At 50.5% G+C, this 15928-nt stretch carries 12 protein-coding genes and 2 pseudogenes; 10 read left to right on the top strand and 4 right to left on the bottom strand.

Going from position 1 to position 15928, the window contains the following annotated elements; translation table 11 throughout:
• The first annotated feature begins 21 nt into the window (after positions 1 to 21).
• The 5 genes and pseudogenes from SJQ66_RS00825 (at position 22) to SJQ66_RS00805 (ending at position 4189) form a co-directional block, all read left to right on the top strand.
• Positions 22 to 945, top strand: coding sequence for a glycosyltransferase (locus SJQ66_RS00825; RefSeq protein ID WP_320533747.1), 924 nt, complete (start codon positions 22 to 24; stop codon positions 943 to 945).
• A gap of 130 nt (positions 946 to 1075) precedes the next feature.
• Positions 1076 to 1351 (top strand): annotated as a pseudogene (locus tag SJQ66_RS00820) (GDP-mannose 4,6-dehydratase); the annotation flags it as partial.
• 139 nt (positions 1352 to 1490) lie between these two features.
• A complete protein-coding gene (gene rfbA, locus SJQ66_RS00815) occupies positions 1491 to 2378 on the top strand; it encodes a glucose-1-phosphate thymidylyltransferase RfbA (RefSeq protein WP_320533746.1) in 888 nt (295 codons plus the stop codon).
• A 103-nt stretch (positions 2379 to 2481) separates the two neighbouring features.
• Positions 2482 to 3297, top strand: coding sequence for a 2OG-Fe(II) oxygenase (locus SJQ66_RS00810; RefSeq protein WP_320533745.1), 816 nt, complete (start codon positions 2482 to 2484; stop codon positions 3295 to 3297).
• 322 nt (positions 3298 to 3619) lie between these two features.
• A complete protein-coding gene (locus SJQ66_RS00805) occupies positions 3620 to 4189 on the top strand; it encodes an acyltransferase (RefSeq protein ID WP_253467037.1) in 570 nt (189 codons plus the stop codon).
• A 211-nt stretch (positions 4190 to 4400) separates the two neighbouring features.
• Here the strand turns inward: SJQ66_RS00805 and SJQ66_RS00800 are convergent, their stop codons facing one another.
• Positions 4401 to 4946: an acyltransferase gene (locus SJQ66_RS00800; RefSeq protein WP_253467040.1), complete on the bottom strand. Its 546-nt coding sequence runs from the start codon at positions 4944 to 4946 to the stop codon at positions 4401 to 4403.
• A gap of 503 nt (positions 4947 to 5449) precedes the next feature.
• Between SJQ66_RS00800 and SJQ66_RS00795 the strand changes: the two are divergent.
• From SJQ66_RS00795 to SJQ66_RS00785, 3 genes and pseudogenes are all read left to right on the top strand, one after another.
• Positions 5450 to 6194, top strand: a pseudogene (locus SJQ66_RS00795) (IS5 family transposase).
• A 249-nt stretch (positions 6195 to 6443) separates the two neighbouring features.
• Positions 6444 to 7517 (top strand): ABC transporter substrate-binding protein, encoded by a 1074-nt coding sequence (locus SJQ66_RS00790; protein WP_253465062.1) that lies wholly within the window; start codon positions 6444 to 6446, stop codon positions 7515 to 7517.
• Between the two features lie 586 nt (positions 7518 to 8103).
• Entirely contained in the window at positions 8104 to 8991 is an 888-nt protein-coding gene (locus SJQ66_RS00785; protein ID WP_244141704.1) for a restriction endonuclease, read from the top strand.
• Positions 8992 to 9037: 46 nt separating this feature from the next.
• Here SJQ66_RS00785 and SJQ66_RS00780 read toward each other — a convergent pair whose 3' ends face one another.
• Entirely contained in the window at positions 9038 to 11962 is a 2925-nt protein-coding gene (locus SJQ66_RS00780; RefSeq protein WP_320533744.1) for a putative bifunctional diguanylate cyclase/phosphodiesterase, read from the bottom strand.
• A gap of 132 nt (positions 11963 to 12094) precedes the next feature.
• Positions 12095 to 12889 carry an N-acyl amino acid synthase FeeM domain-containing protein gene (locus SJQ66_RS00775; protein ID WP_253465060.1) on the bottom strand — a complete coding sequence of 265 codons (795 nt, stop codon included), beginning with the start codon at positions 12887 to 12889 and terminating at the stop codon, positions 12095 to 12097.
• Positions 12890 to 13587: 698 nt separating this feature from the next.
• On the opposite strand from SJQ66_RS00775, the gene SJQ66_RS00770 reads away from it, so the two are divergent.
• Positions 13588 to 14553, top strand: coding sequence for a hypothetical protein (locus SJQ66_RS00770; RefSeq protein ID WP_046153959.1), 966 nt, complete (start codon positions 13588 to 13590; stop codon positions 14551 to 14553).
• The gene (locus SJQ66_RS00765; protein WP_253465074.1) at positions 14448 to 14843 is read left to right on the top strand and encodes an amidohydrolase family protein; all 396 of its coding nucleotides are present in this window, start codon (positions 14448 to 14450) and stop codon (positions 14841 to 14843) included. Before SJQ66_RS00770 ends, SJQ66_RS00765 begins: the two co-directional genes overlap by 106 nt.
• A gap of 321 nt (positions 14844 to 15164) precedes the next feature.
• Here the strand turns inward: SJQ66_RS00765 and SJQ66_RS00760 are convergent, their stop codons facing one another.
• A complete protein-coding gene (locus tag SJQ66_RS00760; protein ID WP_024904639.1) occupies positions 15165 to 15893 on the bottom strand; it encodes an SDR family oxidoreductase in 729 nt (242 codons plus the stop codon).
• Between the last annotated feature and the right edge of the window lie 35 nt (positions 15894 to 15928).

Here is a 15928-nt window from a genome sequence, read left to right as displayed (position 1 = left end):
GAAATTCCGAATATTAAGGCAATGAAATACAATACCAAAGAGCGCGTTCTTGTTCTGTTGGCTTCGTTTAATGGTGCTCTCTGGCTCGAGGAGCAACTTCGATCGCTTACTGAACAACTAAATGTGGATATTGATGTATTGATATCGGACGACGGCTCATCGGATAAAACTATAGATATTATTAGAAATTATGAATTTTACGGAACTAATGTCCACTTGCTTGAGAATGTTGTGCCAAGTGGTTCAGCGGGGCAAAATTTTATAAACCTTATAAAGAGAGCTGATTCATCTGGTTATGGGTATGTAGCGTTGGCAGACCAGGACGATGTTTGGCTTAACGACAAGATTGCATCTGCAATTTCTATTCTCGGGTCAGAAGGAGCCGCAGCCTATTCATCTTCTGTGACAGCGTTTTGGTCTGATGGAAGGAAAAAAAAGCTGATTCAGAGTAAGAATATCAGAGAATTTGATTTTTTATTTGAGGGAGCAGGCCAGGGATGTACCTTTATAATTAGAGAACAGCATTTTCGCCGTATAGCCGAATTTTTCCGTGGTAATTCAGATTTGGTTCGAAGTTTTCATTATCATGATTGGTTAATTTATCTGCTTCTTCGAGTCTGGGGTGAGAAGTGGGTTTTTGATCTAAATTCTCATATCATGTATCGTCAGCATTCAAGTAATGAAATAGGCGCACGTAAGGGCTTATCCGCGGTAAAAAGTCGGCTGTCGCGCATTCGGTCGGGATGGTATTCAAAGCAGGTATTCGTTGCTTATCAAATAGCGGTGAAGGCTTCTTTAGATCAGATATCTGGCCGACCAAAGAAAGTCCTATTCGGAGCGAGTACCTTGCGTATGCGTAAAGCTATATTCGTCCTGAAATGCGGAAGACGGCGGTTTTCTGATCGGATAATTTTGTTTTTTTCTGCTTGGATGGGGTGGTTATAAATATTTATCTCGTTTTGGTGAATATTTAATAGTTGCTACCTAACTTTTGAGATGCTTATTGTGATCGTGTGGATTTCGTACTTGACTCGTTTAATGCTCCCGCGGAGAGATTGTAGACATCGACGCATGATCTATCTGCGACTTGCTCGACAAGTTCAAGCCGAAGTCGGGCGTATCGTACAAGGACCAGATCACCTACGTGAAGCGTCGTCCGGGCCATGATCGCCGCTATGCGATTGATGCACGTAAGATCGAGCGCGAACTTAGCTGGCGTCCGACACAGACTTTCGAGACTGGTATCGAAGCCACGGTCCGCTGGTATCTCGATAATCAGCCTTGGGTCGAGAACGTGATGTCGGGCGAATACCGCAACTGGGTCGACACGAACTACGCGGCCCGCGTGTAAGCGAGGGCGTGCCGACGACTTATCGGAAACGCATGCCGCGGTAAGCCGTGACGCACGGTGCAACCACACACTATCGCGACCTTGTCCAAGATGACGGCGGGTCGTGCATAAACGAATTAGCGCCCATAAGGAGGCCGCAATGGCACGTAAAGGCATCATACTGGCAGGCGGCTCAGGTACCCGGCTGCATCCCATCACACACGTGGTATCGAAGCAGTTGCTGCCGGTCTACGACAAGCCGATGATCTATTACCCGCTGACGACACTGATGCTCGGCGGGATTCGCGACATCCTGATTATTTCCACGCCGCAGGATACGCCGCGCTTCCAGGCGATGTTGGGTGACGGAAGCCAATGGGGCCTCAACTTGCTATACGCGGTGCAGCCGTCCCCGGACGGCTTGGCGCAAGCGTTCATCATCGCCAGGGACTTCATCGGCAATGATCCGTCGGCGTTGATCCTGGGCGATAACATTTTCTACGGCCACGATCTGGTCAAGCAACTGGTGGTGTCGAATCAGCAGACCGATGGCGCGACGGTGTATGCATATCGCGTGCAGGATCCGGAGCGCTACGGCGTGGTCGAGTTCGATGATCAGTTCAAGGCAATGTCCATCGAAGAAAAGGCGGCAAAGCCGAAGTCGAACTATGCGATAACCGGTCTGTATTTCTATGACAACTCGGTCTGCGATATCGCGGCGGACATCAAACCCTCGTCGCGCGGCGAGCTGGAAATCACCGACGTCAACTCACACTACTTGGCCGACGGCAAGTTGAACGTGCAGATCATGGGCCGCGGCTTTGCATGGCTTGACACGGGTACGCACGACTCCTTGCTGGATGCCGGCGCATATATCGCAACGCTGCAAAAGCGCCAAGGTACCGTGGTGGCCTGTCCGGAAGAAATCGCCTTCCTTGCAGGGTGGATCGATGCCGCCAAGCTCGAGGAACTGGCAAAGCCGCTGATGAAGAACGCTTATGGGTTATATCTAAATTCGATATTCAATGAGACCCATATAAGGATATAGCACGTTTGTAAATAATCAGCATTCTAATAACAGCGGGTGTAACCGTTAATAGAACGACGAGTCATGTACATCCTATCGTAGTTAAGCACATGTCGGAGTAAAAATGAACGAAATCATTTCATCTAAAATCCTTGATGCTGCTGAAGACTTGGCGCAGCAATTCAAGCACGGAGATCCGTTCCCGCACGTGGTGATGGAAAACTTTTTTGTCGATGATGTTGCTATATTCCTGGCCACGAAATTCCCTACTATGGACCAGATGCCGAACGTTTTCCGTGAACCGATGTCCTATAAAGGACAACTAAGTGACATCGATGGGAAGTGGCCAGAGTTTTCTGAAATCTTCCGGGTCTTGCAATCTAAAGAAACTCGCAATTTCTTCTCAAAAATATCCGGGATTTGTAATTTAAAAGATGATTCGATTCTCGCTGGCGGTGGCCTACATCAGAGCCCGGCCAATGGATTTTTGGATTTACATGTTGACGCTAACTTTCACCCTATAGATAAGATGATGCATCGTCGTTTAAATTTGATTGTATATTTAAATCGAGGATGGTCGGAAAACTGGGGTGGAGATTTGCAACTCTGGAGTGATGAGAAAAATAAACCAAAGAAGTTATGTCAAAGTGTAATGCCAGCGTTTAACCGCGCTGTCTTATTTGCAACTACCAGAACAAGTTGGCATGGGGTTGGACCAGTGAATTGTCCAAATGGTAACGCCCGAAAATCGCTTGCTCTATATTACTATACCGACACTAGACCGGAATCTGAATTGTATAGCGATAGCTCAGTGATTTGGATGGGAGGGGAGAGTGCTATGAAGCGGGCATTATATCCAGCAATGAATTTCGCCATTAGAATTTTAAAGCCCTACGCCAAATATTTGCGCCGTAATGTTTTTGATGCAGCAAAAAAATGATTAGTATTCCGTCGTATAATATAAGGCAATACGGAATTTAAGGGATGATGCATTTTTTGCTATTTTCGAATTGCCGAATCGTTGCATATGGATCGGATAATGCCGGTTATCTAGGGCCGTATCTTTGATGCGATCTTAGGTGTTACACACTATTTGCATAGAAAATTCATTTCGGATAAAGTTTTAATTTTTAATTTTTAAAATTATAAAAAATCTTTCTTTTGACGTAGAGTTTTTGGCTATGAAAAATCGAAAATCATTTTTAAATTGACAATTAATTTTATATTTTTGACTGATGAAATTTATAGACTCAGGGGGGAAGATGATGAAGAAAGTAATAAAGAGGATTTTATTCAGACCGAGACGAGTCCGGTTAGGGGAAGGATCATTTATTAGATTGCCCCGGAAAATATCGGGTCCGCAGTCATTGATTGTTGGTGAGCGTACTTTGGTGAAAGGTTCGCTGACGGTAAGTTGCATAAAAGAATATGCGGGATGGAAATACGATGGGGCTGTGACTATTGGATCTGACGTGTATATCGGTGCATTCTGTCAGTTACATGCAATTCACCATATATCTATCGGCGATGGATCCGTTTTAAGCGATTTTGTTTATATCGTTGATAGTGCTCATGGCGACTTTAAGCCATCTGAAATAAATATTATGCAGCGAGAGTTGTCGTCAAAAGGTCCAATTTCTATTGGGAAAAATGTTTTTATTGGTATGGGGGCGATAATAATGTCGGGAGTCAGTTTGGGTGACAACTGTGTTGTTGGGGCTGGATCTGTCGTGACAAAGAGTTTCCCGGCATTTTCAATGATTGGCGGGTCCCCTGCAAAATTAATGAAATTTTATGATAGTAAAACGGCAAAATGGATAGTCGATAAATAAATTTCTTGGATACTGGGATTTTATCTATTGAGTTAAAATTTAGACGGATCATCAAGTAGTTCTAATTCCGGTTCTGATCCGTTATTTTTTAAGCAGCTTTTGTATTGTGGGTCATGCCCATTTAAATGTTGCGCTTATAATTTTACAAAGTAATTTTTCATAGTGTTCGACGATGTTTATATTTTATTTTGACTTTGCCGAAAAAATGATTTTAATATATCTTTATTAGTTTCGCTGGGGAGCCCGCTATGACAGAGCGGGCTTCAAAGCTTCTAGTAACAACTGAATTAGCCCCGACTACGCATCCGGGTCCTAATATTACGTTGGGCATGATAACCGCGCCATAACCGATAAAGCAGCCATCACTAATTTCTACGAAAGTATCTGCATTGAGGATTCGTTCCCCAATTTTTCCGGAAAATTCATTTCCATAAGGGTGGGTGACATCTACTACAGCACAATTCCCTGTGATGGAAACGTCATTTCCAATCACTATTTTCGAATGACATATGATGTGTACATTTTGCTCAATGTTCACTCGATTTCCGATTGATAGCTTCGGGGTTCGTCCGTTTAAATGTAACACTTCAAGCCGGAGCCCTTTACGGATTAGTACTTGGTTTCCAATCGTCACATATTTAAGGCCTGAAAGTAGTAGCGGTGATTGAATTTTTACTCGGGCCCCCAATTTTCCAAGTCGCCAGCGGTAGAGTAATTGCGTAGTTATTATTTGATAAATTGCAGATAAATTTTTCATTAGTGTTTTTTAGAAAATTAAACGATTTTGCGCTAGCATATGTTCCGGTTTGAGTGGGTGTATGAGTGTTCATTTAGAGCGATGTACATCATTTCATCAAACATTTCATGCTTATGCAACTGTGAAAAACATTGATGTCTGTGTGTGGAATTCGCTTGGACATTGATGGCGTAGGTTGGTTTTTTTTGAGAAATAGGCGTGAAGAGTCAGGATGAATGCTATTCTAGTATAATCGCGTTAATATCCGACTGTAAATCGCTGTAGGTGAGCACTCCTGAGTTTGGTGGAACCCATTTGCTTTAGGTCGATACTGTTAGGGCTATCGATTTTACCGGTACGGTCGTGGTTTTTCTCCGTTTCGGCGGGTGGGATTTAGAGAGGCTAACATTAATGAGCCGAGTCTAATATCGGCGTGAGTTGATGGGTCATATTTTGCCGTCCATCACGAGACGAAAGTAAGCGATGAAGTATGCGCGGCGCTTAAGTCTTTGATTCCGGCGGTGATGCGACTCACGAACAAAGGTCAGCCGCGAAAGATTTCAGATCCGGCAGCCTGCTCAATGGCATCTTGTATGTGCTGCAAACGGGAGTGCCTCGGGAAGATCTCCCGCAAGAACTGGGCTTCGGCTCGGGTATGACGTGTTGGCACTGACTACGTGAGTAGCAGGACTGTGGCGTATGGGAGCAGCTCCACCTGGCAATGCTTACGCGCTTACGCGAACACGACCAGATCGACTGGAGCCGACTGAGTATCGATAGCGCGAACGTGTCCAGCCACCGGAGGGCCAAGAAACAGGACTTAACTCCACAGATCGAGGCAAACTCGGCAGCAAGCGCCATCTCGTCGTAGACGCACGGGGCGTACCGTTGGCTATCACAGTCAACGGGGCGAACCGACATGACTCGATTGCGTTCAAGCCAACGCGGGAGGCCATACCAGCGGTGAACGGGCTCAATGGGCGTCCCCGCAAACGTCCTGAGAAGTTCCATGCGGACAAGGGATATGACTGTCGGCGGTGCCGCGCAGAGCTCAAGCGTCGTGGCATCACAGCGCGAATCGCACGCAAAGGCATTGAAAGCAAAGAGTGGCTGGTCCGACATCAATGGGTCGTTGAACGCACTCACGCCTGGCTTGCCGGTTTCGCAAAGCTGCGTATCCGCTTTGAACGTGCCCTCAGTACCCATCGTGCTCTCCTCTCACTCGCCGCCGCGATTATTTGTTCCAGATTGGTGGGTGACTTTTGTTAGCCACTCTTAATACGTCTGCTTATGGCAAATTCCTCAAATCGAATATCACACCGAAGCCTGACGCCTTGAGGCTCCGCGACTTGTTCAGCGACAACTAGATATAACGTAAGTCGCTTTTCTTCTTTGTTGACGGAGATATGTGAGATTTAAAATAGTTTAGGCATATACCCTGGAGCGCGCGCTATCTCAGCGTGGCGACCTTGCATGCTTTTTAAATTACACATTGATCAACGCATATCAAGGAAGTGCATGTTTTCTTCAAATAACGCGCTATTGTCTCGCCGTCGAGCGCTTGCAACGTTGATGGCTGGTACCGTCGGGCTGGCAACGAGCAGAGCGTTTGCCGCGGACGATATGGCTGGCATGGCAATGCACGGTGCACCATTTCCTGATCTCGGGCCTTTGCCGCTGCGGCCCCAAACCTTGAGAAAGGTCACGCTTGCATGGAATGAAAATGCCATCTGCACAGCAGCCGTTCCGGTGGCAATAAAACAGGGGATCTTTACCCGCTACGGGTTATCGGTCGATTTTGTCAATTTCTCGGGATCGACGGATCAATTGTTGGAAGCCATCGCTACTGGCAAGGCCGACGGGGCGGTGGGCATGGCGTTGCGCTGGCTTAAGCCGCTGGATCAGGGATTCGACGTCAAGCTGGTTGCAGGCTTACATGGGGGCTGCATGCGCCTACTGTCGAATTCGACAGGCGGTGTGAAATCGTTGTCCGATTTAAAAGGTAAGGCAATTGGTACCTCGGATCTCGCCAGTCCGGACAAGGCTTTTTTTTCGATACTGTTGAAACAAGCCGGCCTTAATCCAGATTCGGATGTGACGTGGCGTGCATTTCCTGGGGACCTTCTGCCCATCGCATTGCAACGGGGCGAAGTTGCGGCGATATGCGGCGGCGATCCACTCGCCTGGGAGTTCCGCAAACAGCATAACTTGCATCAGATAGCAACCAACATGGATGGCGTATATGCGCATCGGACGTGCTGCGTCATAGGGATTCGCGGTCAGCTACTGCGCAAAGAGCCTTATATCGCAAACGCGCTGGTCCGAAGTATCTTGGAAGGCGGGAGGGTGGTTGGCGAACAACCCGCCGTTGCTGCGGCGGTTTTCGCACGATACGCGCCGAAGGTTCCAGTCGACGACTTGACGGCCATGCTGAAAGAGCACGCACATCATGATCAGCAAATTGGTACTGTATTTCAAGGACAAATCGCCGCTTACGCACAAGATTTGAAAACCATTGGCGTCTTTTCCGACGGATTGAATGCACAGAAATTTGCGCAACGTGTCACGTCCGATCCGTTCCGCGCGGCGTGAGTGGAGGTACGGGGGTATCTTCGAGCCCAAAAGTTGAAGCACATCACGTCCTATCGCCTTGTTATCGATCATGCGGCATAAAGCGCGCGATAGGTATTTCAGGTCATCGTAAATTACCGTCGTGAATTTTCCCGGTCGGAAATGTTGTTATATCTCGATTGCGCTAGGGGCTTATCTATTGTTTTCATTTTATTTTCATATCAAAATACTGACGATTTCTTTCAATAGCAGTGAATCCGTCGTAAGAAACGAAGACTGTTTGGAGAGCATTCGTGATTTACCAATGCAGTTCCTGCAATAGAACGTCGTTCGAGACGTCGTGTCCTTGATGTGCATCTATTCCGGCAGGGCCGGTCAACCAGCCGTCACCAAAGCGACACCAAGTCCCATTGGCCCTTTTTTTTCCCGGAATTTCAATATCAAACCAAAGGATTCTTCAAGGATCTATTCGGGAAAAAGCGGGAGCAGACCCAGCTCAATGAATTGCTGAATGACGTCTTGGAGAAGTACGCGCAACTTAAAAAGACCTTACTTTCCAAATTCCTTTCACACAGTGAGGGAGCAAGCGAACGAGCCAGATGCTATCGTGATTCCCGGTGCACAAAAGGATGGCACGTATTCAAATCGCGAGCTATTTCGTGCCGTGCTAATCCGCAAGGGATTTACTGAACTAGAAGAGTTACCGCTGCTTTTCGACAAACAGCTTTTGTCGACAGGGTTCAACGCCGCATACCTCGGTTTCTCTAGCGAGATCTCCCAACATATTCTCGCCTCAATGAAGGATAGTCTCACGTCTTGGATTGGCGAAGGGGGTAAAGTCTTCCGTGACGATCTCAGTCTCTTTTTGTACTTTTTATGGGACAACGATATCGCATTCGATGATGTGACGTTTTCAGAGCAAGCCGCCGTGACAGTCGGCACGCCGCTTGTGCCATGGCATCTTATCCAGGAATGGCTTCGCATGTGTGAGCAGTTGCATTTGGACATCCTTGTCGAGCGAATGACCAGCAAGCTGGAGCACTTCGATCCAAGCCGTTTTGTCACGATGTATCAAGTCGATGCAATGACAGGGTGGGATTTTGAGCGATTCTTGGCTGACATCTTTCAAACCGCTGGGTATGACGTTGAGGGAACGAAGCGAAGCGGTTATCAAGGGGCCGATCTCTTTGTCAGCCGCTCTGGTAAGAAAATCGTCATTCAGGTGAAGCATTATTCCGGAAGCGTTGGCAATGCCGCCGTTCAGGAAGCAATCTCTGCGAAAAGCTTCTATGGGTGCGATGAGGCAATGGTTGTCACTAATTCTTATTTCACGACATCAGCCCTCGAGCTGGCCGATGTCGCGTTGGTACGTCTGGTCAGTCGGCGTGAATTGCGAGATTATCTTGACGATTACAACCAGCGCATCATCGAGCAGTTTCGGTTGGAAGTGCCGGAACCGGATCGTATCGATGGTGTGACAGTAGAGATCCGGTAAATCATTTAGCTCGTCTCGTACCCCTCGCCAGTTAATACGACACACGTCATATGCTGGCGCCAGACCCGTTTGCCGACGTTTCCTGTGCAAGCAGATAGTTCATGAGTTCGGCGTTCGTCACGAAGCTGGCCGCGGAGGTGGCGGCGAGCACATCGTCGGGCAATTGGGGTGTTGCAATCCCAAAGCCCTGAACATAATCCACGCCCAGCTCCTGTAAAGCGCGCAAGGTCTCGAAATCCTCGACCCATTCCGCAATGCTGCGCATGCCAAGGTTTCGTGCAAGGGTAACGATTGCTTCGACGATTGCGACGTCGGCGGGATGCTTACACATCGTACGTACGAATTCACCGTCGATCTTCAGCGCATCGGCCGAGAGCATTTTCAAATAACGCAATGATGTCTGCCCCGCGCCGAAATCATCGATTGCGATCTTCGCACCGATGTCATGCACGCGTGAGATAAAGCGTTCAGTGTGCTCAAGATCATGGAGCGCCACGCTTTCCGTGATTTCGAGACAGAGAAAATGCACCACGTCTTCGTGCCGGGAGAACAACTCGAACAGAGAATCCAGAAACTGTTCGTCGTTCAGCGAGCCGGCGCTCAAGTTGACACAAACGAAATTGGTATTGGTCAGCAAGGTGTGATGCTTACTGAGCCATGCCAACGTCGTCGACAGCACCCAGCGATCAATCGCGACAATATTTCCCGAGTCCTCGGCGGCGGCGATGAGTCTGGTCGCCGTGGTCACGGAGCCGTCCGGCGCACGCATACGCAATAGCACTTCGAAATCCAACGCTTGTGTGGGCGCGCGCATTGACATGATTGGCTGCATGACGAGGAACAGGCTCTCGGGCAATCGTGTTTGCCCCAGGGCCTCGATCAAGGTCAATTCCGCAGCACGTTCCTCGAATGCCGAGGATCCTTTACGCAAGGCGACCACACGTGCATTGCCGCCACGCTTCGCCGCACGGCAGGCGCGATCCGCGTAGGCTAGCGCATCCAGTACCCGATCGCCTTGGGTGCATTCAACAACGCCGATCGACCCTCGCACCTGAAAGGCTCGAGTGGCTACCTGGAACGGCATGGAATTCAGGGTGACGACGATATCGCGGCAACGCGCGATGGCGTCGTCAACGGTAATGTTGGCTAACACGCAGACAAACTCATCACCGCCGATGCGACCAATTCGCACGTCCGCGCCAAAACGTTCACCCAGGTGTGCACCCACCAGCCGCAATATTTCGTCGCCTGTGCTGTGGCCAAACAGGTCGTTAAACACCTTGAAACGGTCTAAGTCGAGATAAGCAAGTGCCCAGGAGGCGCCTTTCGCACATTGCTCCTCTATCGCGCGCTCTATGCCTGGGCGATTCAGAAGCCCGGTCAGCGAATCATGTTCGGCAAGGAAATGCAACCTTTCGACGGCTTTTGCGCGTTCGGTGACATCCTCGAGCGCCCCTTCGATAAAGTCGTTTGCGCGAATGGCGCGTAGGGAATAGCGCCGTGCACCCGTTTTCGTGCCGGGCAAACCATCAATTTCGATTGCAGACGAATCATGCCGCGTAAGAAGGTCAGAAAGTGCTTCTTCTGCGCCGGGTGCAAAATAATCCGCCCATTTGCATGATGCATATTGCTGTAGCGGCAAGCCCAGCATCGCATGCGCGGCAGGATTGGCCCGCACGAAATAGCCCGTGCGGCTCAGCGTGAAAAGCCCGATCGGGGTCACATCGTAGGTGTTACGCAATGCGACCTGCATTTGCCGTCGCCGTTCTCGGTCTCCCCGCATACGTTCGGCAATGGCGAAGGCGCACAGCATGCTGGATGATAGGGCTGTGACCACGGGGCTATGCGCACCGGATAGCGCTTTCCAACCAAATGCTGCCGCGAAAACTTCCGATAAAATAGCCACCAGCACCACGACCATTGAAGCGACGTACCAAAGTACTGTGCGCGAGCGCACCTTGATGAGCAACTGCACGAGGAAGTAGGTCAACACCGCGACGCAGAAGCTGGCACTCGCCCATAAAACCGGAATGAAATGCTGGTAATCAAGGGTGAACGCCGCAAGCATCAACAAACAGCCGCCATAGCGCACCGCCTGCAGGCTCCAGTGCGTTCCAATGCTCTTAAGTTCCCGACGAAAAAGCTCGACAAAAAGCGTTGTGGTCAGTAGATAGTAGGCAGCGAAGGTGAATTCACGCAAGAACGCGATATGATCGGGAGGAATGGCGCGGCCCATCCATTCCGTATCAAAACCAATCGCATTCGCGCTTAATCTCAGATTGCCGATGAGCCATGCGGCAAAGATAACGTAAGTCCATTCGCGATTGATAATGGCCGTGACAAAAACGAATATCGCGAGCGTAAGCAAACCGCCCGTGATCAGGGAGGCGCTTTGCTGATAGTCGAGGTTCGTTTCCGTCAACTGGGCAGCACTCAACGCCAACGCACTGATATACGCCGGCCCTGAAAAGGTGCCACGGCATAGAATTTGCTCATTTGGCGCCAAGTTGATCAATCTTAACGAGAATCCCGCTTTGCTCGAACGCATCTCGCCACTGGTGTTGTATCGATTTCCTGCGCCCAGTAGAGGGAAGCCGGGTGTGGTCAGCCAGCACGAAATCGTCTGTGCGTGACGCGACGGCAGCTCGATGAACGGTACGCCCCTGCCAGTCACGACGGGTATCGTCAGCAAGAACCAGAATGGCGTTTCAGCGAGATGGGTGCCATAGCGGCGCGCTGGTGGCGCACGGTCCAAACGCTGCAGGGCCTGAGTGGGTGTCAGGCTTGCGTCAGCATCGGCCACCACGGGAAAACTTAGCGTAATTGGGCCCGACGTATCAAATTGACGCGGTAGGCAGAGAATGACAAGAATGCTGCCAAACGCAATCACGAATGGTGCGACAAAGATTGAGAATCGGTGGACTGCCCAACCCGTCAGCCTGTCTCGAAACGCCCATTTGAAGCGGATCATTTGCTGAAGATTCCAAACAAATTCATTCTCGAATCCATAACAATTTTCTTTTTGCCAGCGATGAAAAGGGAAGGGCCCCAGTTCGCCGCTGGCGTATTGTCCGCCCGAATGGATCGGAGCGGACAATTTGCTTTATGCAGCGTTCAAGGACAGATCGTCTTCAGGGGTACCGTCAGGCAATGTATCGCAGTTGCTAGTCTCTCCTATATCGGCTTGTAATGCCGCAACAGTGACGTCGATATCAACGTGCTCCGTCTCAAAAAAGAACCCGAAGAAGGGATGATTCACTTGCGCCCATCGTTGGCGAACCGTCGCGACCGGCTTCGCCATGACCCTGTGCGGCATACCTCCCACATGAGTCATCGGCAGGAATGCGTTACTGCCGTAGACATCACTGAATAGCATTGCCTCGTATTCTCGATCAAGCGGCGCGCGTGCCGTAATCAACATCCAGTCAATGTTGTTTTCTACGCAATACTTGTAATAAGCCTTGCACAGAGCGACCTTGACCATCCGCCCAATTGCACCTCGGGCGACGCCGAGCCGTGTTGCCTCGGCGAGACGCGCATTACCCAACCAGTCGGGTAACTGGACCGACTGCTCGACAGCGAGTGGGCCAAACAGATTCGTTTGAATCCGCATGGTACCCAACGGGCCACCGTCCAGCCGCGACTGCGCAAGCAGTACGACGGTGTCTGGATGAGCATCCAGGGCTTCGACTGTCATCGTCTCCGCGAATTCTGGCAAGTGCCTTCCGTAGGCGGCGCGGCGCATCAAGATGGCCTGGTCGAGTTCGGCGGCTGTACTTACCACCTTCACTGTAAACGGTAAACGCTCGGCTTTCGTTTCCACCCGCTGGTCCACCAACTTGTCCAATGGGGTGAAACGCATACCTTGCGTCAGGACAACTGAATCAATGCGATTCATAAAACGCTCCTTTAGTAAGTAAAATACAAATGTCATGTCCCGACTCGGTGGAGCCGATCAGGGCGTGACAATCAAGGTTCGCACGAACGCAATTGTCTACAAAGGCGTTATAGGTAAGTTTTGGAAACAGGGCTTAATGCGTCTGATGACAACTGAAAAGGCAGGTATGGCAGGTGTTTGGAGACAAAGATAATGTTGTGAAAGGCATGGTTATCTACGAACTGAATCGACCCGACGGTGGCTGGGATGAGGTTGCCGTTTTAGGATTGCTGCAAGGTACGAGTACTATTGGCGCGATAGTCTTTAGGGCCTCATGGGCGTCGTTTGACTTCGGGTTTTGCTGAAACGCTTCGTTTTTTTGAAATACGAGGAGATGTCGGCCGTCTAAGCCGCCCAATCTACAACCGCTCGGTGACGATGATGACCAAAATAGCTGTTGACGCTGGCACGCAAACGTATTGGCAAGACTCATTTGGAAAGCTTTCGGAGGTGCCACCCGAACTCGGCTGCCTCCCCGGTATCGCCTCCTCAATCCAGTCGCGAGGGGCATTAACGGGATTGAGCAATACGGTATCGCGCGGTGGAGAATCCGGTCTGCTCTGCGGCGCACGCAACGTAACCCGCACGGCAGTGCGGGAGCGAGTAGCACCGGCTCGTCGCGCTTCGACACGAGCGATCAACAGGTCAATCCGTCTCATGTGAAGAGAAAGACGGAGCAATTAGGTCTTCCACGAGGCCACCTTGCTACCGCGGAAGAATTCAAGCCATTGATACGTAAGGGCCAAGCCCTGGAATCGGCGTATTCCACAACCGATGTAGGAGTACAGGCGCAGGAACAAGTGAACGATATCCATAATCACACGATCGGTCCCCGCTACTCGCATACGGAGGTGAAAGACTTTAGTAAGACTCTGGCCGAGAATGCGATTTCACAGATGTCTTTGTTTGATGAAGCTGGCGTGCATCACTTCGTCTGGGAACCCATTCCTACGATTATTGTCGAGGGCAAGTCTGTTCTGATGGGTGCTTGCGGTAACCACGATCATGATCACGGCGTTGATGTACCGGCGAATAACTCGCATGACGCCGCATCACAGCAGGCCGGGTTTCATGGCGGTCCGTCAATCGGCGGTAAAACGTACTACATGCCAGAGTCGTTCCGCAATGGGGCGCCCATGACCGGTGAAGCGTACGACACCATTACGAAACTCGGCAAACAAAGCGATAACACAAGTGTCGATTGGCCGGTCGGCAAGGCGTATAACGCGGTGAAGCGGATGCGACCCGATTTGGCCGAACCGATGCATCCCTCTATCACCGGTATTGTGGTGGGCAACGGAAATTCGGTCCATGCAATACATGCATTGAAGCGAGCGTACCCGGACAGCTTCTACCTCATGGGTGAAGTGACCATGCACAAAAAGTTCGTGGGAAGCAAAACCAAGTTAACCAGGTTGATTTTCGGGAAAAGGCGCCGGTCAACGACGTGTTTCGCTTTGGTGGACATTCTGGCATGCCCATCGTCCTGCATTGCGGTTCGAGTGATGCGGAGAAGTGCATCAAGAGTGGGGAACCGGGACAAGGTGAGCATTGGGACGGCATTGATGCGACCGTGGCAAGGCATCCAAATACGACATTCGTGCACGCCCACTTTGGTGGGCTAGGCAAGTATGTGTCGCCAGAGCCGAACCATGCGAAGAAGTTGCGTCAGATGCTTGAAAAGCATCCGAATTACAAGCTCGATATTTCTTGGGATGTGGTCGCTGAAGCCTATTCATCCAATTCAAAATATGACGTAGGTGACCCTCGGCGCCAGAACGATGGGGCGGAGCGTAAAGCGCGTATCGAGGAAATGGCGATGCTGGTCCGCGATCATCCGGATCGGTTCATCTATGGCAGTGATGCTTTGGTGTCGCGTAATCCGAAGTCGATCTCCGCAACCTATGATTTGTAGGCGAATAAGGGTCAGGCGGCTGGGACATTTGCTAAACGCGGCTTGCTCGATTACGTGCCACAGGAAACGCGTGAGAAAGTTCTTTACAACAATTTTGAGACGTTGATCAAAAAAGCCAGGTCGGACGGCGCGGTCTACGAAGCGGGTCCGATGAAGCGGGATCTCGTGAAATTGCAAGAGGAGATCAACGTTCACGGTCGAACCCCGAATACGTGGCAACCGGCGGATGGGGCTACGACGGAATAGGTAGCCGCCTGCGCGTGGGCACGGTGGTAAAAAAGACGCCACGCAAGAGAGATAGTCGGATGTGACTTCTAATCGTCACAAATCGAAATTGGATGGCATCAGCACCACGTCGCGAATCGTGGTGCCGCGCTTGCGGGTCAACATGAAAAGTATGACATCCGCGACCTCGCTTGTGTCGAGCAAGCTACCCGCCGCTTTGGCTTCCGCAAGTTTTTCTTCAGGCCAATCCGATAAGAGGGCGCTAGCAACAGGGCCCGGTGACACCGATCCGACGCGGATTCCGTGTTTGAAAACTTGTCGCCGTAACGTCTGAACAAAACAGTTGATCGCCCATTTCGACGACGCATACACCGGCTCCCATGGGGTCGGGAAGTGCGCCGCAAGCGAGCTCGTGATAATAATATCCCCTGTTTGACGGGCAATCATGTGTGGCAATACGTCATGCACATTTTTCATGACAACGTTGATGTTCAGGTTCAGCATTCGATCGATCGCACCCGTATCAGCTTCAATAAGATCACCGCCTATGTAGGTGCCCGCGTTGGCATGCAGGATGTCGATATGCCCGACCAGGGCCAGCGCGCGGGGGACGAGTGCCGCGCACGCCTCGGCATCCAGAAGATCGACAACGAGCGGCAACGCATCGGCTCCGAGTTTGCCGCAAAGCGTGGTCAATGCGGTTTCGTCCCGGTCGACCAGTACCACTTTCGCTCCCGCCGCAAGCAATGCTTCCGCGCTCGCCAGGCCAATGCCCGATGCGGCACCGGTGACGACGGCAATTTTGTTCTGCAAGATACCTGCCATTGTGTCCCTCCTGATTAAAGACGTCGGCCTACCGG

The sequence above is a fragment of the Robbsia andropogonis genome (assembly GCF_034047095.1).
Taxonomy (GTDB): Bacteria; Pseudomonadota; Gammaproteobacteria; order Burkholderiales; family Burkholderiaceae; genus Robbsia; species Robbsia andropogonis.
This window is presented reverse-complemented; position numbering and strand designations above follow the sequence as displayed.